Here is a 21689-nt window from a genome sequence, read left to right as displayed (position 1 = left end):
CCTAGCGCTTCCGGGACTTGGCGTCGACCACGGGCAAGGGCGGTGGGGGCGGGGGAGCCCAGGCCTTTTCGACCACCACGTAGTCCGTGTCGGACGGATTGCTCAGCACGCGGGCAATCGCGCCGTCGCGCAGCAACTGCGCCACTACCGCGATCGGCGTGCCGGGACGGTACAAGCCGCCGGAACCGGATGTGACCATCACATCGCCGGGGCGCAGCGGGTTCAATCCCAGGTTCAGCAGGCGGAGGCGGATCGTGCCATCGCCAACCCCTTGGGCGAATGCGGGCACGCCATCGCGCGCGCGGCGAACCGGCACGACGCTTTCGGTGTCGGTAACCAGCAACACGCGCGCGCTGGAAGCGCCCACCTCCAGCACACGGCCCACCAGGCCCATATGCGAGCGGACCGGCATACCCTTGGCAACACCGCGATCACGGCCCGCGCCCAACGTGGCGAAACGCCGGGTGCTCGATGCGGTGGAGCCGACCATGCGCGCATAGGCAACCGGCTGCGCATCGTCTTCGTGCAGGTTCATCAATTGCTTGAGGCGCGCGTTTTCCAGCCGGATCGCCTGGGTTTCCACCAGCCGCAGCTTGGCTTCTGCCAGTTCCCGTTCCAGCCGGGCATGCTGGCTGCCGGTCTTGAAGAAGCCGGCAACGGTAGTGATGAAATTCTGGCTCGCGCCGCGCCCTTGCGCAACTACTTGCGCCGGGCTTTCGGTAACGTCCGACGCGGCCCCGCGCAGGATCGAAAACGCGTCCGGGTTGACGATCGAGACGACGAGCAGGATCAGCCCGACCACGGCTCCTATGAAGCCGGCGGCATAATGGAGAAACGTCGAATATTGCGCCCTGCGCGAAAAGCCGGAGCGCCGATTGGCTGGCGGTGCCATGCGCCATGCACTCCTGTCGTTCCGCGCGGCGGCTATGGTGCCAAGGGCGCCGCCACGCCAATCAAGGGTTCAGGCGGGAGAACAAAGCCCCCCGCCGATCCCGCACGTTCGCTCAGGCGGACATCAGCACGCCGCGATAGATCGGGTCTTCCATCGCCCGGCCGGTGCCCAGCGCCACGCAGGACAGCGGATCTTCGGCAACGCACACCGGCAGGCCGGTTTCCTCGCGCAGGTACTGGTCCAGACCCTGGATGAGCGCGCCGCCGCCGGTCAGCACGATACCTTGGTCGACGATGTCGGCGGCGAGTTCTGGCGCGGTGTTTTCCAGCGCGATGCGCACGCCTTCGATGATCTGCCCGATCGGTTCAGCCAGCGCCTCTGCCACGTTGGCCTGAGTGATGGTGATTTCCTTGGGCACGCCGTTGACCAGATCGCGGCCCTTGATGTGGATCGTCTCGCCAATGCCGTCCGCCGGCATGATCGCGATCCCGTAATCCTTCTTGATGCGTTCCGCCGTGGCATCGCCGATCAGCAGGTTGTGATGGCGGCGCACGTAGGAGACGATCGATTCGTCCATCTTGTCACCGCCGACGCGCACCGATGTAGTGTAGGCCAGGCCGCGCAGGCTGAGTACGGCGACCTCGGTGGTGCCGCCGCCGATATCGACCACCATCGAGCCCACCGGCTCGGTAACCGGCATGTCCGCGCCGATCGCGGCGGCCATCGGTTCGAGGATCAGGTAGACCTGGCTGGCGCCGGCGTTGCTGGCGGCATCGCGAATGGCGCGGCGCTCAACCGAGGTGGAGCCGGACGGCACGCAGATCACGATTTCCGGATAGCGGAACAGGTTCTTCTTGCCGTGCACCTTGCGGATGAAATGCTTGATCATTTCTTCCGCGATTTCGATGTCGGCGATCACGCCATCGCGCAGCGGGCGGATGGCTTCGATGTTGTCAGGCGTCTTGCCCATCATCATCTTGGCATCGTCACCCACAGCCTTGACCTTCTTGACGCCGTTCAGCGTTTCGATCGCGACGACAGACGGTTCGTTCAGCACGATGCCGCGATCCTGAACGTAGACCAGCGTGTTGGCTGTGCCCAGATCGATGGCCATGTTCTGGGAACCGAGTTTGAAGAATCGCGAGAGAACGCCGGCCATCTAAAATCCGTTTCTTTCCAACCGCCGGTCGAATCCACTGCGACGACGACGGGAGGGCTTCTGAGTGGGAGGGCACCCCTTAGACCATGGATTCGCGAAAGGCCAAAATTTTGTTCCCGATTCCGGGGGGAAAGGCGCGGTGCCCGTCTCGAATTTACTACAGTTCGTCGCTAGGTTTGATCCTACCAAAGCCGCCATCGCGTTCGCGGCCTCCATTTTCAGCTACAAGGCCGCAATGCCCACCATTCGCCGTTTGCCCGAGCACCTCGTCAATCGCATCGCTGCGGGCGAAGTGGTCGAGCGGCCCGCGTCCGCGCTGAAGGAACTGGTGGAGAACGCCATCGACGCCGGCGCCAGCCAGATCACCATCAGCCTCGCGTCCGGCGGGCTCGACCTGATCGAGGTGACGGACGATGGCTGCGGCATGCGCCATGACGAAATTGCCCTGGCTTTGGAACGGCACGCAACGTCTAAATTGCCGGGCGAAGACATCGAACTGGTTGCCACCCTGGGCTTTCGCGGCGAAGCGCTGCCCTCGATCGGATCGGTCGCGCGGTTGACGATCGAAAGCCGCCCGCGCGATCAGTCCGATGCGCAAGGCTGGAAGCGCGTAGTCGATCACGGAACCATCGCCACGGATGGGCCAGCTGCGCTGCCGCCCGGCACCCGCATCCGTGTGGAGGATCTGTTCGGCAAGGTTCCTGCACGGCGCAAGTTCCTGCGCTCGCCGCGCTCGGAATATGCCGCGTGCCTGGACGTGGTGCGTCGTCTCGCAATGGCCAGACCGGACGTGGGTTTCACGATGGAGCACGACGGGCGGCGAGTCATCGCGGTGCAGCCGCGCGAGGAACTGGCGGCGCGGGTAGCCCGTCTGGTGGCGCGCGAACTGGCCGACGAGGGCGTGCTCATCGATTACGAACGCGGCCCGGCGCGGTTGACCGGGGTGGCGGGCCTGCCGACCTACAATCGCGGTGTCGCCGATCACCAATACCTGTTCGTGAACGGGCGCCCGGTGAAGGACCGGCTGCTGGTTGGGGCCGTGCGCGGCGCTTATTCGGACATGCTGGCGCGCGATCGCCACGCGGTGCTGGCGCTGTTTCTGGACGTCCCGCCTGAGGAGGTGGACGTCAATGTTCACCCGGCCAAGACGGAGGTGCGCTTTCGCGACCCCGCCTTCGTGCGCGGCTTTCTGGTCAGCGCCTTGCGGCACGCGCTGGATGCCGCCGGCCAGAAAAGCGCGCAGCCCCCGCAGGCAACCGCGATGGCGATGTGGCAGGTCGAGCCCGGCCCGGCAGAGGCGCGCGGGTTTTCTTCGCCGGGACCATCGTCGCTGGAATCCCTGTTTTCCCGCCAGTACGGCGCACCATCCGGCAGCATGGCTGGCGGGCGCGTTTCAGAAGCATCGGAAGTGTGGCGCGCCTATGAGGCGGACGTCATGGCACAGCCCTCCGCGCGGGCCGAGCCGGCGCGCGCAATCGACGACGGCGGGCTGCGCTACCCGCTCGGCGTCGCGCGTGGGCAGGTGGCCGGGACGTACATCGTGGCGGAGGCAGAGGATGGACTGGTCATCGTCGATCAGCATGCGGCACATGAACGACTGGTGCTGGAACGGCTGAAGGCAGCCGGCGCTGGCGATGCCATGAACCGATCACAGGCGTTGCTGTTGACGCATGTCGTCGAACTGGAAGAGGTCGCCTGCGACGCGCTGGAAGACAAGCTGGACGCGCTGGCCCGGCACGGGCTGGTGCTGGAACGGTTCGGGCCGGGGGCGATGCTGGTGCGCGCGGTGCCATCGGTGCTGGCGAACAGCGACGCCACGGCGCTGGTACGCGACATTGCCGACGATCTTGCCCGCAATGGCGATGCCCTTTTGCTCGGCGAAAAGCTCGATCTGGTCCTCGCGACGATGGCTTGCCACGGCTCGGTGCGGGCAGGGCGGGCCTTGTCGGTGGACGAGATGAACGCCCTGCTGCGCGAAATGGAACGCACTCCCCGTTCGGGCCAATGCAACCATGGACGGCCCACGTGGGTTAAACTCGCCCATCAGGACATCGAAAAACTGTTTGGGCGCAAATGATGATGAAAACCGCGTTGACCCTTGCCGCTCTGGCCCTGCTGGCCGGGTGCGGGAGCAAAAATCCGCAGGCCGAAGCGACCGAGGATGCCCAAGCCGTGGCGATGGTCAAGCGGATGAGCCGTGAGCCGTTCAAGCCGCTGCTGCCCAGCCCTATCACACCAGACGATGTGGCGCGCTATGGCCTGGACAAGCCGGGCTGCGCCTTCACCAAACAGGGGCAGGCCAACCCGCTGTTCATCGGCGGGCCCGATGAGGGTTTCCTGCGCGTGGGGAGCGACCTCAAGCGCTTCGCCGCCAAGACCGAAAGCGCCGATCTGCCTGGCGGTGCCCGGTCAGCCTACATCGGGCTTTCCAATTGGGTGGATATCGTGCGCCAACCCGGCGAAGGCGGGGACAGTGATACGACGTGGCCGGCCCGCCTGATGGTGCATGATGCGCAGGAGCGCATCGCCTACTCAGCCGATGGCGTTATGAACTGCCATCGCTGAGCCCTTTGGGGTTTCCCTCAGACGTTGAACTTGAAGTGCAGCACGTCGCCGTCCTGGATGACGTATTCCTTGCCTTCCTGGCGTAGCTTGCCCGCTTCCTTCGCGCCGGCTTCGCCATTGAGCGCAATGAAATCATCGTAGGCGATGGTTTCGGCGCGGATAAAGCCGCGCTGCATGTCGGAATGGATTTCGCCCGCCGCATCCGGCGCCTTGGCGCCCTTGTGGACGGTCCACGCGCGCGCTTCCTTGGGGCCGACTGTGAAGAAGGTCAGCAGGTCCAGCAACTGGTAGCCCGCGCGGATGATCCGCGCGAGGCCCGCCTCGGACAGGCCCATTTCCTCCAGAAATACCATGCGGTCTTCCGGGTCCATCCCGGTCAGTTCAGCTTCGATCGCGGCGGAAACGATGACGGCGCTGGCGCCTTCCGCAGCAGCCTTTTCGAACACCCGCGCCGAGAATTCATTGCCGTTTGCCGCCGCTTCTTCCTCGACGTTGCACACGTACAGCACCGGCTTGGCGGTGAGCAGCTGGGCCTGTGCGAAGACGCGGTGTTCGTCTTCGTCCTTGGGCTTGGTGAGGCGGGCGGGCTTGCCTTCGCGCAGCAGCTCCAGCGCCTGGCCCAGCACGGAGGCGGTGATCTTGGCTTCCTTGTCGCCCTGCGTGGCCTTCTTCTGCGCAGCCGGAACCCGCTTTTCCAGGCTTTCGAGGTCGGACAGCAGCAGTTCGGTATCTACCGTTTCAGCGTCGGCGATCGGGTCCACCTTGTTGTCGACATGCTGGATGTCGTCATTCTCGAAACAGCGCAGAACGTGGATGATCGCGTCCACTTCCCGGATGTTGCCCAGGAACTGGTTGCCCAGCCCTTCACCCTTGGACGCGCCGCGTACGAGGCCGGCGATGTCCACGAAGGAAAGCTGGGTGGGGATGATCTTGGCGGAACCGGCGATGGCGGCCAGTTTGTCCAGCCGCGGATCGGGCACGCCCACCTGGCCCACGTTGGGTTCGATCGTGCAGAACGGATAATTGGCCGCCTGCGCCGCTTGCGTTTCCGTCAAGGCGTTGAACAGGGTAGACTTGCCAACATTGGGCAGCCCCACGATCCCGCAACGAAAACCCATTGAATACTCCGAACCTGAAATTGAGGAGGCCGATCGGCCCTGATCGCCCGGCCCATAGCCGCAAGGCACGGGATTGACCAGTTGGGCGAAGGCGTAAAAAATCAATCCTGCTGGCGAAGCGCCACATCGTTCATGAACCGGGTATCGTCACCGCTCGCCAGCCGCTCCGCCTCCGCCGCCACCGCGCCCAGCATGTCCGCCAGCGGGTCCAGCTCGGCCTTGGCGTAGTTGCCCAGCACATAGCCGGTCACGCGGTCCTTGTGGCCGGGATGGCCGATCCCCAGCCGCACGCGCCGAAATTCAGCGCCAAGGTGCTGGTCGATCGAACGCAGCCCGTTGTGGCCGGCATGGCCGCCGCCTTGCTTCACCTTCACCTTGAAGGGGAGCAGGTCCAGTTCATCATGGAATACGGTCAGCGCCGCCGTGTCTAGCTTGTAGAACCGCAAGGCTTCGCTGACCGCGCGCCCGCTCTCGTTCATGAAGGTGGCGGGTTTGAGCAGCAGGATCTTGTCGGTGCCGATCCGACCTTCTTGCATCCAGCCCTGGAACTTCTTCTGGACCGGGCCGAACCCATGCACCTCGGCGATGGCGTCAACAGCCATGAACCCGACGTTATGCCGGTTGAAGACATACTGCGGTCCGGGGTTACCCAGTCCGACCCAAAGCTGCGTTGCCATGTATGATCTCCGGGCTGCCAGCATCGCGCCGGCAAGTGCGCGGCAGAAATGAAAAGGCCCTCCCCGCAAGCACGGGAAGGGCCTGTTTCACGTGTCAGCGAAAGCTTATTCGGCTTCGGCTTCGGCAGCTTCCGCGGCCTCGTCCTCTTCACTGGGAACGTCGGTCGGCGTAGCGATCGTGGCGATGGTGAAATCGCGGTCGGTGATCGCGCTTTCCACACCGTCAGGCAGCTTCACGTGGCTGAAGTGGATCGATTCGCCGATGTCGAAACCGGTGACGTCGATCACGATCTCCTGCGGGATCTTCTCGGCGGCGCAGACCAGTTCCAGGTCGTGGCGCACGACGTTGAGCACGCCGCCGCGCTTCAGGCCGGGCGCGAGTTCCTCGTTCTCGAACACCACCGGCACGTTGACGTGCACTGTTGCGCCCTTGGCGATGCGCAGGAAGTCCACGTGCAGCGGGGTATCGCTGACGGGGTGAACCGCAACGTCCTTGGGCTGCGTGCGATACGTCTTGCCGCCAACCTTCACCTCGATGATCGAGTTGAAGAAGTGGCCGGTGCCCATGAGCCGCTTCAGCTCCTTGAGTTCGACGTGGATGGCAAGGGGATCTTCCTTGCCGCCATAGACCACTGCGGGGACGCGGCCATTACGACGCAGATCACGGGAGGCTCCCTTGCCAGCCCGTTCACGCGTCTCGGCCGGCAATTTAAGCGTATCGCTCATGAGACTTGCCTTTCAAAACTGGATATAAAACGGCAGCGGGACGCTTCTCGGCCCACGCCGTCCCGTCACGCCTCCAGGGATGACCATGACGGGAAGGCGCGGCGCTTATCCGCAGATGCCCGCAAATGCAAGCCGCGATCGCCTATTCGATGCGCGTGACGGTGAACCCGCGTGACTTCAGCATGGCCGGCAGGCCCTGTGGCCCGGCCATGTGCGCCGCACCCACCGCCACGAATGGTCGCTGGCCCGCTGTGATGCTTTGCGCGATCCTGATCGTCCAACGCTGGTTGCGACCGGTGAACAGGGCAGCGCGCAAGTCCGGGTCAGCCAGCATGCCTGTCCGTGTTTCGCGTTCCACCGCCGTCATATCGCCGGTACGCCAGCTTTTCGCCAGATCCTTGTCCGGGGCGGCGGCCTCGGTTACCACAGCGCCGAGCAGGGCGCGCTGGTCGCGCTCGGGCAGGGCGTCGAAGATGCCCAGTTGCGCGCGGGCGCCTTCCAGTTCGATCACCGGCTTGGTTCCTGCGGCGACAATGACTGCGCGGTCGACGCCGTTGCGGGCACCCCCTGCATCCGCCCCGGCCTGCGCCAGCGTGAGCGCCGCTGCCCAGGTTTCGGTGTCCGCGAAATCCGCCTCGGTCTTGCCGGCCTTTTTCAGCAGCGCCTGAAGGGCAGCGCTGTAGCCGGTCGGGACGCGCTGCGACAAGGGCCGCAGGCCTTGGCTGTGCGCCAACGCGGCAAACGTGGCAGCGACCTGTTGCTCGTCCGCCAGATTGCCCACTTCCACCATCACTACGCCTGCGCGGTTCAAGGCCGCGTCCACTTTCGGCGTGCGCCAGGCCAGCGGCCTTTCGGACACATGGATCGTGCCGAACAGCCAGCCCACATGGCCGCGCCCGTCCTCCACCCGCCACAAGGCCGGGTTGGCCTCCAGCGGCTCGCGCGCGCAGGCCAGCAGAGCCAGCAGCGGCAGCAGCGGCAGCAGGATGAGGGCGCGGCGCATCATCGTCCTACTGAACCCGCGTTACCGTGATGCCGGCGGCGGCAAGCTGGTCCTGCACGCTGCCGGGTCCGGCAAGGTGCCCTGCGCCCACCGCAACGAACACCATCCCCGGCTTGGCCAGCCTGGCCTTGAGCCACTTTGCCCATGCCACGTTGCGATCGGTGATGAGGACTTTGGCGATCATGGCGTCGCTCTCGTCCTCATTCAGCAGCTTTGCCAGATGCTCCGCGTCTCCGGCTTTCCAAGCCGCGACCATCGCATCGACATCGCCCTTCACGTCGGGCAGGGCCTTCACTACTTCGCCCAGATACGTGCGCTGCGTCGTCTCCGGCAAAGTATCGAACAGGCCGATCTGGTACGTCACCGTCTCTAGCGGGCGGTTGAGCATATGGCGGGTCCGCGCCCGCACGGCCACCTGCGCATCGATACCGGTTTCGGTATTGTAGCCGGCGGTCTTGAGCGGAATGAGCGTGAGCATCAGCGCGGCGAACCACGCCTTGTTGCCATCGAAGGCCGAGACCGGCAGGCCGATGGAAGTCAGCGCCGCCTCATAGGCAGTGCGGTCCTCGGGCGCCAACGTATCCCGCAGCGACTTGCCATCCTGCCGTTTGGATTTTTCCAGAATGGCGCCGGGCGCCTGCGCGGTGGTGTCGATGGGAATTTCGGTGACCAGTTCCTGCGCGGAATCGAACGCCTTTGCGACCGGGCCGGTATGCCAGTCCACCGGCTGGGGCAGCACGTGGATCGTGCCGAACAGCCAAATCGTGGTGTCCTTGTCTGCCACCTTCCACAAGGCCGGCTGCGGCGCGCTCGATGCGGGCGCATCCTGTGCGATGGCAAGAGGGGCGGGCAGGGTGGTGAGGGCGAGTAGCCCCGCGCCGAGCCAGGAGCGTACGCGCACGTTAATACGGAACATTTTGAAAGGGGCCTGTCGGGCAAGAGGGCGATTTACGCTCTAACGCACGCAGGGGCGCATCGTTGTCAAGCAGCGGGTACGGTTATGCGCCGCGCATTGGCCGGTGTTGATTTCGCAGGTCCGATCCTTCAAAGGCCGGGCATTGCCAAAACCGACGGAAAAACACCGGATGACCGCCGCGCCCACCCAGCCGCTCAGCTTCCAGGACATGATCCTGACGCTCCATAACTTCTGGAGCGCGCACGGCTGCCTGATCCTGCAGCCTTACGATATGCGCATGGGCGCGGGCACGTTCCACCCCGCCACCACCCTGCGCGCACTGGGGCCTGAGCCGTGGAAGGCGGCCTACGTCCAGCCTTCGCGCCGGCCTACCGACGGGCGCTATGGTGAAAACCCGAACCGTTTGCAGCATTACTATCAGTACCAGGTGATCCTGAAGCCCAACCCGGAAAACCTGCAGGAGTTGTACCTGCAAAGCCTGGCCGCGATCGGCGTCGATCCGCTGGCGCACGACATCCGCTTTGTCGAGGATGACTGGGAAAGCCCTACGCTGGGCGCCTGGGGGCTGGGCTGGGAAGTATGGTGCGATGGCATGGAGGTAACGCAGTTCACCTATTTCCAGCAGGTGGGCGGGTTCGATTGCAAGCCGGTGGCGGGCGAACTGACGTACGGGCTGGAACGGCTGGCGATGTATATCCAGGGGGTGGACTGGGTCTACGATCTGCGGTTCAACAACGAAGGCGTCAGCTACGGCGACGTGTTCCTCGCCAACGAACAGCAGCAGTCCAAATACAACTTCGAGATCGCCGACACCGACAGCCTGTTCGCCGGCTTCAAGGCGGCGGAGGCGGAGTGCATGCGCTGTATCGACGCTAAGGTGCCCTTAGCAGCCTATGATCAGGCGATCGAGGCCAGCCACCTGTTCAATCTGCTGCAGGCGCGGGGCGTGATCTCGGTACAGGAACGCGCCAGCTACATGGCCCGCGTGCGCGATCTCGCCAAGGGATCGTGCCAAGCCTGGATCGATACCAACAAGGACAAGTGGGAAACCAATTTCCCCGGGTGGAGCGTATGACCGACTTCCTTCTCGAACTGCGCAGCGAAGAAATTCCGGCCCGGATGCAGGCCGGTGCGCGCGCCGATCTGGAAAAGCTGTTCCGCAAGGAAATGGACGCGGCGGGCGTGGCGCTGGGCCAGATCACCGTGTGGTCCACCCCGCGCCGCCTGGCCCTGATCGCCAACGGCCTGCCGGACACTACTGAGGCGGTGAGCGATGAAACCAAGGGCCCGGCCACCAGCGCACCCGATCAGGCGCTGGAAGGCTTTTTGCGCAAGACCGGACTGACCAAGGACCAGCTTGAGGTGCGCGACGTGAAGGGCAAGCCCACGTACTTCGCGATCATCGAAAAGCCCGGTCGCGCCACGCGCGATGTGCTGGCGGACGCGATCCCGGCTATCGTGCGGGCATTTCCCTGGCCCAAGTCGCAGCGCTGGGGCGCGGCGTCCATCAGCACGGAATCGCTGCGCTGGGTGCGCCCGCTTTCGGGCATCGTCGCCATTTTCGGCGAGGATCTGGTGGAGTGCGAAGTGGGCGGCATCCGCTCCGGCTACGCCACGCGCGGCCATCGCTTCCACGCGCCCGGCGAGATCACCATCGGCGGCGCGCATGACTATGCCCGCAAGCTGTCCGCCTGCCACGTGATCGTCGATCACGTCGAACGCCAGGACCTGATCCGCGACGAGGCCCGCAACGTGGCCGCCGCCGCCGGGCTGACGCTGGTGGAGGATGAGGGGCTGGTGATCGAAAACGCCGGCCTTACCGAATGGCCGGTGCCGCTGCTGGGCCGTTTTGACGAGGCATTCCTGGAAGTACCGCCCGAAGTGATCCAGCTAACCGCGCGGGTGAACCAGAAGTATTTCGTGTGCGAGGACGCATCCGGCGCCCTGGCCAACGCCTTCGTATGCACCGCCAACATCGACGCGGTGGACGGCGGCGAGGGCATCGTCGCGGGCAACCGCAAGGTGCTCGCCGCCCGCCTGTCCGACGCGCGCTTCTTCTGGGAGCAGGACCGCAAGACCCCGCTGTCCACTCAAGCTGAAAAGCTGGGCCGCATCACCTTCCACGAAAAGCTGGGCACGCTCGCCGACAAGGTGGAACGCGTGGCGAAGCTGGCCGAATGGCTGGCGAGTGAGGGCATCGTGCCGAATTGCGACCCGGCGCTGGCGCGTCAGGCGGCAGAATTGTGCAAGGCCGATCTCGTCACCGAAATGGTCGGCGAATTTCCTGAATTACAAGGACTTATGGGCGGCTACTACGCCCACGCCGAAGGCCTGCCCGACGCCGTGGCCGACGCCATTCGCGACCACTACAAGCCGGTCGGGCAGGGCGATGATGTGCCTACTGCGCCGCTGACAGTTGCCGTATCGCTGGCGGACAAGCTGGATACGTTGATTGGGTTCTACTTCGCGGCAGAGTATCCAACAGGTTCAAAAGATCCGTTCGCTTTACGACGCGCAGCAATTGCTATCGCTAATCTTCTTACGGCTAACAATATAAGAATTTCACTTAAATCTGCGATATGGAAAGCGGCATCAGAGATCGCCTTGTCGTTTATGACGACAGGAAAATCACCAGTGCGAACGCATCAGCAGAGGTTTCTAATAAACGAGTTTTTTAATAATTCTGGTCAGGTTTCATCTATTGCCTTGTCAGACAAGAGACTGTCGGCATTGCCCGATCAGGTCCTTATTACCGAAACGCTGTTATTGGAATTCTTCGCCGACCGCCTCAAAGTTCAGCAGCGCGAAGCAGGCGTCCGTCATGACTTGATCGACGCGGTGTTCGCGCTGGGCGGGGAGGACGATCTCGTCCGCCTGCTCGCCCGCGTCCATGCGCTGCAGGCGTTCGTCGCCACCGAGGACGGCGCAAATCTGCTCGCCGGATACAAGCGCGCCGCCAATATCCTGCGCAAGGAGAACTGGCAGGGTATCGAGGCGGAGCTTTCACAGACCGGCGAGGAAGATCCGCTGTCCGAAGTGGACGATCCCGATCTCGCGGTGGTGATCGCGGCGAAGATGGCCGATCGCCACGCTGCCGAACGCGGGCTGACCTACACGCCCGAGCCGGCGGAGAATGCACTCCTTGACGCGCTCGACAGCGCCGAACCCGAAGCCGCGGCAGCCGTGGCGCGCGAGGACTTTGCCGCCGCCATGTCGGCGCTGGCATCGCTGCGCGCACCGATCGACGGGTTCTTTGATACCGTGACCGTCAACGATGCCGATCCCGCCAAGCGCGCGGCGCGCCTTGCCTTGCTGGATCGATTCCGCGCTGCGGTGCACACCGTGGCCGACTTCTCGCGGATCGAGGGCTAAACGTCAGCGCTTCCAGCCCGAAAGGGTGAGGATCTCGAACCGCTCCACGGTGCGGCCATCGCGTGCTGCAGCGGCGAAAGCCTCCTGCGCGCGGCGCAGGGCGGACTTGCCCAGCGCCGGGCCGGGGTCTGCCAGCACGTTGGACAGGCCTTGCGCCCGCAAATCCTGCACCAGCCGGCCCAGGCTGCGAAAGCTGACGTCCAAATGGCGGTGATCCACCACCGGATCGGCGAACAGCGTGCGCTGCAAAAGCTGCGCCCCCGCGCGCACGTCCACCACCGGGTGCAGCCGCGCTGCCGGGCGTTCGCCATCGGCAGCCAGCATCACATCGCGCAATGTCGGCAAGCTGCCGGAGGCTGCGAAGCTGGCGATCAGCATGCCGCCTGGTGCCAGCGCCTTGCGGCTGTGCACCAGCGCGCCGGGCAGATCGTTCACTGTATCCAGCGTGCCCAGGCTGGCGATCAGATCGAAGCCATCGAAGGGAAACGGCTGCTCCTCCGCAAAGCCCAGCGCAGGTTCGGCCTGGGTCACGGCAACGCCGCGCGCTAGCAGGGTTTGCGAAAGCGCGCCGGAATAGTCACCAATCACCAGCGCACGGGCCGGCTCGAACCGCAGGAACGAGAGGCGCTCCAGCACGTCCTCCACCATATCTTCGATGATGTAGCGCGGCGCATCGGCGCGGCTTTGTAAGGCCAGCATGCGACGGCGCAGGGCCAGGCGGCGGGCGGGGGAGAAGATGCGCGGGGGAGCTTTGCTTGCCATGTCCATGCCCCTGCCGCCTCGATGAAATCCTTGCAACCGTCTTGCTGTCACCGCGCGGGCCGATACGGTTGCGGCCATGCCTGTGCCACAGCTGCTGGTCCCCGTGGTGGACCTGATCTTTCCGCCGCGCTGCCCGCTGTGCGGCGGCGGGATCGGCTCGCAAAGCGGCCTGTGTCCGCAATGCTGGAGCACGCTGTCCGTACCCGGCGACCCGGCCTGCGCGCTGTGCAGCCGCCCGTTCGGCGATACGATGCCGGACGGCGGTATTTGCGCACCGTGCTTCGCGCAGCCGCCGCGCCATGCCGGGATCGCCGCTGCCACCTTGTATGACGAGCCGTCACGCAAGCTGGTGCTGGCGCTCAAGCACGGTCGCCGCCTTGCACTGGCCGGGATGATGGCGCGCCTCATCGCCGCGCGCCTCAACGGCGTGGACGAAACATGGCTGTTTGTGCCGGTGCCGCTGCATCGCTGGCGCTTGTGGAAGCGGGGCTATAACCAAGCGGCGGAACTGGCGCGCGAACTGGTGCGGATCAGCGGCGGGCAGCTGGTGGTGGACGGGCTGGAACGCCGCAAGCCGACGCCGTCGCTGGGCGGCCTGGGCAAGCTGGCGCGCAAGCGGGCCTTGTCCGGCGCGATCCGCGTCAACCCACGCCGCGCCGGCCGGTTGAAAGGCGCAAGCGTGGTGCTGGTGGATGACGTGCTGACCAGCGGCGCGACCAGCAATGCCTGCGTTGCGCAGCTGCGGCGCGCAGGCGCCAAGCGGGTGGTCATCGCCTGCTTCGCACGCGTGCTGGACGAGGCGCTGGATCACACGTGATCGGGAAAAACGAAAACGCCCGGAACTGCAGATTCCGGGCGTCCTCGTGACGAAACTGTTAGGTCCTGCTTTCGCAGTTCAGCGAGCCCCTGGACTTCGCTTGACCCGATCCCTCATAATCGCTTCCCTGAACCGTGGCGCGCTTTCGTGATCAGGCCAGATTTCCGTTGCCGGATACTTGCCTGCGAGCGACCTGTAGGTCAGAAGCAGCCCCCCAGCTGCAAAGCCAAAATCCCTCGAATCAGCCTCGTTGAAAAGAAGTTTCGCGAAGATGGACGGATTTTGACTACGTCCTGTTGTTATCCTGCAACAATTGGGGCGATCATTGCGGTAATAGCGTTGGATGGATGAATGATTGACGTAACAGCAGCGGAGCGAGAGCTTGGTTCGGCGTTTCTTCCGCGCTTCGACGCCCAGGGCCTGCTGATCGCTATCGCTGTCGATTCGCGCAGTCAGGAGATTCTGATGGTCGCGTATATGGACGCTGAGGCTCTTGCGAAAACACGCGAGACGGGGCTGGCGCATTTCCACTCCCGCTCGCGTGGACGGCTCTGGCTCAAGGGGGAAACCTCAGGCCATTTCCTGCGCGTTCAGGAAATTCGGGTCGATTGCGATCAGGACGCGCTGCAGCTGCTGGTTACGCCCGAAGGCCCGGCTTGCCACACCGGGGCCCGCAGCTGCTTTTATCGGCGGTTGGACGGCGATACGCTTGAACGGTTGGAGGACTGAGACCGAAGTCTCAGCCGCCCAGGATCTCATCGAAGAACGACAACATCGCGGCCCAGGATTGGCGATCCGCGCTGGCGTTGTAATTGAGCGCCGCCATGCCCTTGGTGTCGCTATCCGGGTCCGTAAAGCCGTGCTTGACGCCGCCGTAGGCGTGGAAATGCCAGTTGACCCCAGCGGCGTCCATTTCCTCCCAGAAGGCCAGCACCTGATCGCGCGGGGCGAGCGGATCAGCATCGCCGTGGCAGATCAGGATGCGTGGGCGCACGGTGCCGGGCTGCGCCGGGGCGCTTGTGCCAAGGGTTCCGTGGAAGCTGACGATGCCGGCCAGGTCTTCGCCCGCCCGCGCCGCTTCCAGCACCGCTTGGCCGCCCATGCAGTGACCGATGGCGAAGACGGACAGGCCAGCCGCGTCAGGGTGTGAGCGCAGGGCGTCGATCCCGGCGGCGATGCGCGCACGGTAGTAGTCGTTATCGGCACGCAGCTTTTCCGCCAGCGGGAAGGAAGCCTGGAAGCTTTCCACCGGCTCCCCGTAGAAGTCGACAATCAGAACCAGGTAGCCGGCGTCGGCGAGCCGCTGCGCGCGCTGTTTCATCAGCGAGTTGGCGTTGGCGATGGTCGGAAACAGCGCGACGGCAGCCCGTGGTGTGCTTGCGGGGCGCGCCAGCAGGCCAGTCAGGTCAACGCCGGCGTGGGTGTAGGGAACGACTTCGAGTTCAGGTACGACGGTCATGCAGCGCTCACTTACTCAGGCAGGAAATCGGGGACCGAGAGATAACGCTCTCCGGTATCGTAGTTGAACCCCAGTACGCGCGATCCGGCTGGCAGGTCCTCCAGCTTGCGGGCGATCGCGGCCAGCGTCGCGCCCGAGCTTATGCCCACCAGCATGCCTTCTACGGTGGCGCTGCGGCGCGCCCATTCCTTGGCGTCGGCGGGGTCGACCTGAATGGCGCCGTCGATCGCCTGCGTGTGAAGGTTGCCGGGGATGAACCCGGCGCCGATGCCCTGGATCGGGTGAGGGCCGGGCTGGCCGCCGGAGATGACCGGCGACAGCGTGGGCTCTACGGCATAGGCCTTCATCGCGGGCCATTGCGCTTTCAGAGCCTCTGCGCACCCGGTGAGATGGCCACCGGTGCCAACGCCCGTGATCATCACATCGATCGGGGTGTCGGCAAAATCCGCCAGGATTTCCTGCGCGGTGGTGCGCACGTGCACATCGACGTTGGCGGGATTGTCGAACTGTTGCGGCATCCAGGAACCGGGCGTGGCCTCGATCAGTTCCTTGGCCCGTTCAATCGCGCCTTTCATGCCTTTTTCACGCGCGGTCAGGTCGAACTTGGCGCCGTAGGCCAGCATCAGCCGGCGACGCTCCAGCGACATCGATTCCGGCATCACCAGAATGAGCGGGTAGCCTTTCACCGCAGCCGCCATCGCAAGGCCGATGCCAGTGTTGCCCGATGTCGGCTCGATTATTGTGCCGCCAGGCTTCAGGCTGCCATCAGCCTCTGCGGCTTCGATCATCGCCAGGCCGATACGGTCCTTGATCGAGCCGCCGGGGTTCGCCCGCTCTGCCTTCACCCACACCTCGTGGTCGGGGAACAGCCGCGACAAGCGGATATGCGGCGTATTGCCGATCGTATCGAGGATGCTTTGGGCCTTCATGTCTCTTGCTCCCATTTGGGTTCAAACGTGCGGGCGCGGCGTATTTCAGGAAACAGCCAGGCCCAGGCAAGCGTGATGCATATGGCGGCCCCGCCGCCGAAAACAACCGCTCCGGTTGCGCCCAGCAGCGCGGCGGCAAAGCCGGACTGGAACTCCCCCAGTTCGTTGGACGCCGAGATCGCCAGGCCCGAAATCGCAGACACACGCCCGCGCTTGTCATCCGGTGTGCGCAGCTGGATGAGGGAGCTGCGAATGAACACCGAGATCATGTCCGCCGCACCCAGCAGGGCGAGAAACAGCAGCGACAGCAGGAATTGGCGCGACAGGCCAAAGCCGATGGTCATTGCCCCGTAAAATACTACGGCCGCCAGCATCTTGACGCCGACGTTGGATTGCAGCGGGCGGAACGAAAGCGTCAGCGCGACGATCGCCGCGCCGGCCGCTCCCGCCGCGCGCATCTGACCAAGGCCTTCAGGCCCCACCTGCAGGATGTCGCGCGCGAATACTGGCAGCAGCGCGGTTGCACCTCCCAGCAGCACGGCAAACAGATCGAGCGTAATGCACCCGAGCAGGAAGCGTTCGTTCCAGACGAACCGGAACCCGTCGGCGATCTGACGGAACGGATGGGGTCGGGTGGCATGGGCCGTTGGTGGCGGCATGTGGCGGATGGAGCGGATGGTGATCGCGCCTACCAGGGTGAAAAATGCCGACGACCAGTAAGGCAGGGCGTGATCGGCTGCGAACATGAACCCGTAGGCAACGGGGCCGATAATCGTTCCGGCCTGCATGGCGATGGAATTGAAGGCGATCGCCCTGGGAATAAGGTTGGTCGGCACGATGTTGGGCGCGATCGCGCTCATCGCCGGGCTGATGAAGACGCGCACCGTGCCGTGTAGCACCGCAAACAGATACAGGACCGGCAGATTGCGGATCTGCAGCGCGGTGATCAGGCCGAGCCCCAAGGCAACACACATGTCGAGCAGAGCGGCGGTTGATGCCACTTTGCGCCGGTCGATCCGGTCGGCCAGCACGCCGGCCACCGGGGTAAGCAGGAACACCGGCAGGAATTGCGCGAAGCCCAGCAGGCCCAGCTGAAACGATGCCTGCGGGATCGACATCCCGTAGTCCGCACGCGCGATATCGTAGAGCTGATAGCCGATGATGACGACCGTGCCGGTGGTGGCCAGCACGGCGCAGAACCGTGCCAGCCAGAACCGGCGGTAGTCAGCAATCTGCAGCGGAGAAGTGGGGGCGGGTCGACTCACGCTGCGGTGAATGGCAGGGCCGCCCCCACTTGCCAATATGTCCCTGCGTTTCTCGTCAGTAGCTGATCTTCGCCGTGATGCGCACATCGCGCCCGGCGATCGGCACGAAATCCCGCGTTTCGGAGGCTGCCAGGCGTCCGGACACGTCGAGCAGATTGTCCGCCGCCAGGATCAGAGTCACCGGGCTGCCCGCGCCCATCGGCCGCCAGGTGGCGCTCAGGTTGACAAGGGTGAAGGCCGATGTGGGATTTTCATTTGCCGTGACGCGGTCCTGCTTCGCATTCCATTCCACTTCGCCGCGCAGATCGAAGGACGACGAATCGAATTCCAGCCCGCCGCGCACGCGCAGGGGCGGAATGCGCGGCACCGGCCCCATGTTGACCAGCTTGGCATGAGTATAATCTACCCCGGCATCGGCCTTGAACGCGCCGCCGCTCTCCAGCCGCGCGAACGTCAGCGCGCCTTCCGCCTCTACGCCGCGGAAGCGGGCAGGGGCCTGGATATATTGATAGACCGGCACCTCGTCAGCAATTGCGCCGGTGGGAATGGCGGTGATGAAGTTGCTGAAATTGGTGCCGTATGCGGTGACCGATCCCACGAAGGCCCCGCCGTTGTAGCGCAGGCCCGCCTCGATACCGTCACTCTTCTCGACCTTGAAGCCGGGATTGCCGATTTCGTAGGACTGGGTGGCGTCATGCGGACCGTCGACGAACAGTTCCTCGGACGATGGTGCGCGTTCGCCGTGCAGGTAATTTACCGAAAGCGTCACCGTATCCACTGGGTGCCAGGCGACACCGGCCACGGCGGCATACTGGTCGAAGTTGCGGCTCTGCCGGGTCAGCAGCGCGCCACCGTTGGGGGTGGCGTTGATGCCGGTGTGCTCATAGCGAAACGCGCCTTCGATATCGAACTGGCCCACTTCCAGCTGCTGCAGGGTGAAGACGGCGAAGCGTTCCGTGCGGCTATCGGGCAGCAGCTTCTCATCGCCGCTGATGTCCATCGAGGCATCGGAATACTGCACGCCGGTAGACCCGCTCCAGATCCCGCGACGGGCCTGGTCCGCCTGCAGCCGCACCGAGAGTGCCTTGCTGTCGAACCGGGTGCCGGTCTGCCCGCCTTCTATTTCGGAGTGCGTGTAGTCGCCATACGCGCCGCGCAGTTCCAGCCGCTTCAGGAACCCGTCCAGGTTGAGGCCGGCGCGCAGGTCAATTCGCGTCTGGCGCAAGGCGATCGAGGTATTGTCCAGATCGACGGACGGGCGCGGGGGAATGCCATAATCGGTGGACATGCGCGCCACCGAAATGCCGATGTCGCCGCCCGAATCGATGAAGGCCAGGCCGCCGCCCACGGTCCATCCCTTGGTGCCGCTGTTGGCGATGGTGCCACGGCGGTTGGCCTGAGCGGTCAGGCTCTGCGCGCCATCGGCGTCCCCGTCCGCAGCCAGCAAATCGGCAGCAGTCAGCGTCTGCGCCCGCAGTTGCGGAGAGAGGACGTAGCCGCCCACATGCAGGTTGTCGGAATGGAAATACGATCCATCGACATGGGCGACCCAGCGATCGGCCAGCTTGACGTTGGCAGCTACTCCGCCGGTCACCTGATTGGCAGCGGTGCCGTAGGAGCCCAGCGCATCCACGGTGAACGCCTTGTCCGGCACGGTGCGCGGGATACGCTTGTCATACGCGTTGACCGCGCCGCCCGCCGGATCGCTGGCGTACAGCAGCACGCGCGGGCCGTGCAGCACTTCGATGCGATCGACGTTCAGCGTATCGATCGAGACAGCATGGTCGGCTGAAACCGAAGAGGCGTCGAGCGAGCCGAGGCCGTCGATCAACACCTGCACGCGCGGCCCGTCGAAGCCGCGCAGAATCGGGCGCGATACGCCGGGTGCGAATCCGGTGGTGCTGACGCCAGGCAGGCTTTTGAGCATATCGCCGATCTGCGGCTTGAGGTCACGGGTAAGGGCATCGCCGGTCAGCACCACGGGCGCGGAAATTGGATCCGCGTTGCCGGAAATGACACGCCCGGTCACGATGATCTCCGGCCCGCTTTCCTGCGCATGGGTCGATTTGGCGGCGGTCGGCGCAGGCGGGAGGGCTGAGGCTGTCGTGCTTTGCGCTAGTGCGGGAGTGGCCCCGGCAGCAAAAGTGGCGACGAGGCTGGCGCATGCCAGCAGGGCGGACCGGGAGGTGCGTGCGTTCATGCAGACCCCGTAACTGTGATGATATATTATATCAAAGATATTTTTTCGCGATGCAGCATGATTGGCTGGCGCTGTTGCAAAGATGTCAGCGTCGGGGGCGCAACCGCGGGTTGGGCTGCAGGGTATCTACCAGCTTGAGGAAGTCGTCGATGCGAATGATTCGCTCGAACTGGAAGCCGGCGCGCCCTTCGTGCAGCCAGATCATGTGCGCTTCGATCCGGCCGATCACCGGAAAGCGCATGACGATCCGCTCGCCACGCTCAAGCGACAAGTCGCCCTGCGACATAAACCCTTGTGCAGAGATGTTTACGATGTGCAGCGACAGCTCGCCAAGCTGGCGATGCTCGGCAATTACCGTGTAATCGACCGGATGACGCGCGGCGCGCCGCTTGTCAGTAACAGTGAGCTGCGCCCCTGCACTCATCTCCATACCCTCTGCTATTTGACCGTGGCGCAAGGGTAGGGGAGATTGGCAAACAAACCGTAAACGACCGCGCGGCTGTTCGCGCCTGGCGGGCCGTTCGTCGCATCATACGCCGCGCAGGACGCCGTGCTTCTTCTTGCCTACGCTCAGCTTGCGGCTTTCGCCAGCGGGCACAATCAGCAGCAGCGCGGGATCGTCCATAACCGCGTCGTCAACGCGCACCGCGCCTTCGGCGATCTTGCGCTTGGCCTCGCCGTTGGAGGCAACGAAACCGAGCGCGGTGCAGGCCGCGCCGAGGCGGATACCTTCTGCATGCACCTCGATCGAAGGCAGATCCTCGCCCACACCGCCGCCCGCGAAGGTGGCCTGCGCGGTCGCTTCGGCGGCGCGTGCCGCATCCTCGCCCCGGCACAACCGGGTCGCTTCGTTGGCCAGCACGATCTTGGCGGCGTTGACTTCGCTACCCTGCAAGGATTCGAGGCGGGCGATTTCATCCAGCGGCAGGTCGGTGAACAGGCGTAGACGGCGGCCAACATCACGGTCGTCGGTGTTGCGCCAGAACTGCCAGTAGTCGAAGTGGGCCAGCTGATCCTCGTTCAACCAGACCGCGCCGCCCACCGTCTTGCCCATTTTCGAGCCATCTGCGTTGGTAAGCAGCGGCGTCGTCAGCCCGAAAACCTGCGTGCCATCCACCCGGCGGGCCAGTTCCACGCCGTTGACGATGTTGCCCCACTGGTCTGACCCACCCATCTGCAGCCGGCACTTGGCCTGACGCGACAGTTCCAGAAAATCGTAGGCCTGCAGGATCATGTAGTTGAATTCGAGGAAGCTCAATGACTGTTCGCGGTCCAGACGCAGCTTCACGCTATCGAAGCTGAGCATCCGGTTGATCGAAAAGTGCTGGCCGATATCGCGCAGGAACGGGATATATTCCAGCTTATCCAGCCAGTCGGCATTATCCACCATGATCGCATCACTGGGGCCATCGCCGAACGTCAGAAACCGTTCGAACACGCTGCGAATGGAGGCGACGTTCTGGGCGATGGTATCTTGCGTCAGCAGCTTGCGCGCCTCGTCCTTGAAGCTGGGATCGCCGATCTTGCCGGTGCCCCCGCCCATCAGCACGATCGGCTTGTGACCGGCGCGCTGCAACTGGCGCAGCATCATGATCGACACCAGGTGTCCCACGTGCAGCGACGGTGCGGTGGGATCGAAGCCGATATACCCCGGCACCACCTGCCGCTCCGCCATCGCGTCGAGGCCTTGCGCGTCGGTCAGCTGGTGGATGTAGCCGCGCTCGTCGAGCAGGCGGAGCAGGGCGGACGTGTAAGTCATCACAATATCGCTTCGTCTGGAATGGATGGGCGCGCCTAGCACGCACGGTCCGCGAAAAAAAGCGGCTCGG

The 21689-nt window shown here is 64.5% G+C and carries 20 protein-coding genes; 6 read left to right on the top strand and 14 right to left on the bottom strand.

The window, feature by feature from the left end:
* Position 1: 1 nt before the first annotated feature.
* Together mreC and ASE49_RS14155 are read right to left on the bottom strand one after the other, a co-directional pair.
* Positions 2–892: a rod shape-determining protein MreC gene (gene mreC / locus ASE49_RS14160; RefSeq protein WP_056773797.1), complete on the bottom strand. Its 891-nt coding sequence runs from the start codon at positions 890–892 to the stop codon at positions 2–4.
* Positions 893–1004: 112 nt separating this feature from the next.
* The gene (locus tag ASE49_RS14155) at positions 1005–2051 is read right to left on the bottom strand and encodes a rod shape-determining protein (protein WP_056773794.1); all 1047 of its coding nucleotides are present in this window, start codon (positions 2049–2051) and stop codon (positions 1005–1007) included.
* 235 nt (positions 2052–2286) lie between these two features.
* On the opposite strand from ASE49_RS14155, the gene mutL reads away from it, so the two are divergent.
* Positions 2287–4128, top strand: a complete 1842-nt coding sequence (mutL, locus tag ASE49_RS14150) for a DNA mismatch repair endonuclease MutL (protein ID WP_056773791.1) — start codon at positions 2287–2289, stop codon at positions 4126–4128.
* Between the two features lie 2 nt (positions 4129–4130).
* Complete coding sequence (locus ASE49_RS14145; RefSeq protein ID WP_235522993.1) at positions 4131–4616, top strand: hypothetical protein; 486 nt, start codon at positions 4131–4133, stop codon at positions 4614–4616.
* Between the two features lie 17 nt (positions 4617–4633).
* Here ASE49_RS14145 and ychF read toward each other — a convergent pair whose 3' ends face one another.
* The 5 genes from ychF to ASE49_RS14120 all read right to left on the bottom strand — a co-directional run bounded on the left by ychF (position 4634) and on the right by ASE49_RS14120 (position 9056).
* Positions 4634–5734, bottom strand: a complete 1101-nt coding sequence (gene ychF / locus ASE49_RS14140; protein ID WP_056773784.1) for a redox-regulated ATPase YchF — start codon at positions 5732–5734, stop codon at positions 4634–4636.
* A gap of 101 nt (positions 5735–5835) precedes the next feature.
* Complete coding sequence (gene pth / locus ASE49_RS14135) at positions 5836–6411, bottom strand: aminoacyl-tRNA hydrolase (RefSeq protein WP_056773782.1); 576 nt, start codon at positions 6409–6411, stop codon at positions 5836–5838.
* A gap of 105 nt (positions 6412–6516) precedes the next feature.
* The gene (locus tag ASE49_RS14130) at positions 6517–7137 is read right to left on the bottom strand and encodes a 50S ribosomal protein L25/general stress protein Ctc (protein WP_056773779.1); all 621 of its coding nucleotides are present in this window, start codon (positions 7135–7137) and stop codon (positions 6517–6519) included.
* Between the two features lie 142 nt (positions 7138–7279).
* The gene (locus ASE49_RS14125; RefSeq protein ID WP_056773977.1) at positions 7280–8140 is read right to left on the bottom strand and encodes a TraB/GumN family protein; all 861 of its coding nucleotides are present in this window, start codon (positions 8138–8140) and stop codon (positions 7280–7282) included.
* Between the two features lie 7 nt (positions 8141–8147).
* The gene (locus ASE49_RS14120) at positions 8148–9056 is read right to left on the bottom strand and encodes a TraB/GumN family protein (protein ID WP_056773776.1); all 909 of its coding nucleotides are present in this window, start codon (positions 9054–9056) and stop codon (positions 8148–8150) included.
* Between the two features lie 169 nt (positions 9057–9225).
* Between ASE49_RS14120 and ASE49_RS14115 the strand changes: the two genes are divergently transcribed.
* Positions 9226–10131 (top strand): glycine--tRNA ligase subunit alpha, encoded by a 906-nt coding sequence (locus tag ASE49_RS14115; protein ID WP_056773773.1) that lies wholly within the window; start codon positions 9226–9228, stop codon positions 10129–10131.
* The gene (gene glyS, locus ASE49_RS14110) at positions 10128–12428 is read left to right on the top strand and encodes a glycine--tRNA ligase subunit beta (RefSeq protein ID WP_056773770.1); all 2301 of its coding nucleotides are present in this window, start codon (positions 10128–10130) and stop codon (positions 12426–12428) included. Before ASE49_RS14115 ends, glyS begins: the two co-directional genes overlap by 4 nt.
* 3 nt (positions 12429–12431) lie before the next feature.
* Here the strand turns inward: glyS and ASE49_RS14105 are convergent, their stop codons facing one another.
* Positions 12432–13190, bottom strand: coding sequence for a methyltransferase domain-containing protein (locus tag ASE49_RS14105; protein ID WP_056773975.1), 759 nt, complete (start codon positions 13188–13190; stop codon positions 12432–12434).
* 76 nt (positions 13191–13266) lie between these two features.
* On the opposite strand from ASE49_RS14105, the gene ASE49_RS14100 reads away from it, so the two are divergent.
* On the top strand, positions 13267–14007 hold the full coding sequence (locus ASE49_RS14100; RefSeq protein WP_056773768.1) for a ComF family protein: 741 nt from the start codon (positions 13267–13269) through the stop codon (positions 14005–14007).
* A gap of 351 nt (positions 14008–14358) precedes the next feature.
* On the top strand, positions 14359–14736 hold the full coding sequence (hisI, locus tag ASE49_RS14095; RefSeq protein WP_056773765.1) for a phosphoribosyl-AMP cyclohydrolase: 378 nt from the start codon (positions 14359–14361) through the stop codon (positions 14734–14736).
* A 10-nt stretch (positions 14737–14746) separates the two neighbouring features.
* On the opposite strand, the gene ASE49_RS14090 is transcribed toward hisI, so the two are convergent.
* The 6 genes from ASE49_RS14090 to tyrS all read right to left on the bottom strand — a co-directional run bounded on the left by ASE49_RS14090 (position 14747) and on the right by tyrS (position 21619).
* Positions 14747–15466, bottom strand: a complete 720-nt coding sequence (locus ASE49_RS14090) for a dienelactone hydrolase family protein (protein ID WP_056773764.1) — start codon at positions 15464–15466, stop codon at positions 14747–14749.
* Between the two features lie 11 nt (positions 15467–15477).
* The gene (cysK, locus tag ASE49_RS14085) at positions 15478–16395 is read right to left on the bottom strand and encodes a cysteine synthase A (protein WP_056773761.1); all 918 of its coding nucleotides are present in this window, start codon (positions 16393–16395) and stop codon (positions 15478–15480) included.
* On the bottom strand, positions 16392–17660 hold the full coding sequence (locus tag ASE49_RS14080) for an MFS transporter (protein WP_235522992.1): 1269 nt from the start codon (positions 17658–17660) through the stop codon (positions 16392–16394). The genes cysK and ASE49_RS14080 overlap by 4 nt, the downstream gene beginning before the upstream one ends.
* A 55-nt stretch (positions 17661–17715) precedes the next feature.
* Positions 17716–19860, bottom strand: coding sequence for a TonB-dependent receptor (locus tag ASE49_RS14075; RefSeq protein WP_056773759.1), 2145 nt, complete (start codon positions 19858–19860; stop codon positions 17716–17718).
* 85 nt (positions 19861–19945) lie between these two features.
* The gene (locus ASE49_RS14070) at positions 19946–20284 is read right to left on the bottom strand and encodes a PilZ domain-containing protein (protein WP_056773970.1); all 339 of its coding nucleotides are present in this window, start codon (positions 20282–20284) and stop codon (positions 19946–19948) included.
* Positions 20285–20389: 105 nt separating this feature from the next.
* On the bottom strand, positions 20390–21619 hold the full coding sequence (tyrS, locus tag ASE49_RS14065) for a tyrosine--tRNA ligase (RefSeq protein ID WP_056773758.1): 1230 nt from the start codon (positions 21617–21619) through the stop codon (positions 20390–20392).
* Positions 21620–21689 lie beyond the last annotated feature (70 nt).

Source organism: Novosphingobium sp. Leaf2, assembly GCF_001421325.1.
GTDB lineage: Bacteria > Pseudomonadota > Alphaproteobacteria > Sphingomonadales > Sphingomonadaceae > Novosphingobium.
Note: the sequence above shows the minus strand (reverse complement) of the source record. Positions and strands in the feature narration are given on the sequence as shown.

What these genes read in the sequence shown, in the direction of transcription:
- mreC (WP_056773797.1), bottom strand. Translation starts at nt 892, where the DNA reads ATGGCACCGCCAGCCAATCGGCGCTCCGGCTTTTCGCGCAGGGCGCAA.
- ASE49_RS14155 (WP_056773794.1), bottom strand. Translation starts at nt 2,051, where the DNA reads ATGGCCGGCGTTCTCTCGCGATTCTTCAAACTCGGTTCCCAGAACATG.
- mutL (WP_056773791.1), top strand. Translation starts at nt 2,287, where the DNA reads ATGCCCACCATTCGCCGTTTGCCCGAGCACCTCGTCAATCGCATCGCT.
- ASE49_RS14145 (WP_235522993.1), top strand. Translation starts at nt 4,131, where the DNA reads ATGAAAACCGCGTTGACCCTTGCCGCTCTGGCCCTGCTGGCCGGGTGC.
- ychF (WP_056773784.1), bottom strand. Translation starts at nt 5,734, where the DNA reads ATGGGTTTTCGTTGCGGGATCGTGGGGCTGCCCAATGTTGGCAAGTCT.
- pth (WP_056773782.1), bottom strand. Translation starts at nt 6,411, where the DNA reads ATGGCAACGCAGCTTTGGGTCGGACTGGGTAACCCCGGACCGCAGTAT.
- ASE49_RS14130 (WP_056773779.1), bottom strand. Translation starts at nt 7,137, where the DNA reads ATGAGCGATACGCTTAAATTGCCGGCCGAGACGCGTGAACGGGCTGGC.
- ASE49_RS14125 (WP_056773977.1), bottom strand. Translation starts at nt 8,140, where the DNA reads ATGCGCCGCGCCCTCATCCTGCTGCCGCTGCTGCCGCTGCTGGCTCTG.
- ASE49_RS14120 (WP_056773776.1), bottom strand. Translation starts at nt 9,056, where the DNA reads ATGTTCCGTATTAACGTGCGCGTACGCTCCTGGCTCGGCGCGGGGCTA.
- ASE49_RS14115 (WP_056773773.1), top strand. Translation starts at nt 9,226, where the DNA reads ATGACCGCCGCGCCCACCCAGCCGCTCAGCTTCCAGGACATGATCCTG.
- glyS (WP_056773770.1), top strand. Translation starts at nt 10,128, where the DNA reads ATGACCGACTTCCTTCTCGAACTGCGCAGCGAAGAAATTCCGGCCCGG.
- ASE49_RS14105 (WP_056773975.1), bottom strand. Translation starts at nt 13,190, where the DNA reads ATGGCAAGCAAAGCTCCCCCGCGCATCTTCTCCCCCGCCCGCCGCCTG.
- ASE49_RS14100 (WP_056773768.1), top strand. Translation starts at nt 13,267, where the DNA reads ATGCCTGTGCCACAGCTGCTGGTCCCCGTGGTGGACCTGATCTTTCCG.
- hisI (WP_056773765.1), top strand. Translation starts at nt 14,359, where the DNA reads ATGATTGACGTAACAGCAGCGGAGCGAGAGCTTGGTTCGGCGTTTCTT.
- ASE49_RS14090 (WP_056773764.1), bottom strand. Translation starts at nt 15,466, where the DNA reads ATGACCGTCGTACCTGAACTCGAAGTCGTTCCCTACACCCACGCCGGC.
- cysK (WP_056773761.1), bottom strand. Translation starts at nt 16,395, where the DNA reads ATGAAGGCCCAAAGCATCCTCGATACGATCGGCAATACGCCGCATATC.
- ASE49_RS14075 (WP_056773759.1), bottom strand. Translation starts at nt 19,860, where the DNA reads ATGAACGCACGCACCTCCCGGTCCGCCCTGCTGGCATGCGCCAGCCTC.
- ASE49_RS14070 (WP_056773970.1), bottom strand. Translation starts at nt 20,284, where the DNA reads ATGAGTGCAGGGGCGCAGCTCACTGTTACTGACAAGCGGCGCGCCGCG.
- tyrS (WP_056773758.1), bottom strand. Translation starts at nt 21,619, where the DNA reads ATGACTTACACGTCCGCCCTGCTCCGCCTGCTCGACGAGCGCGGCTAC.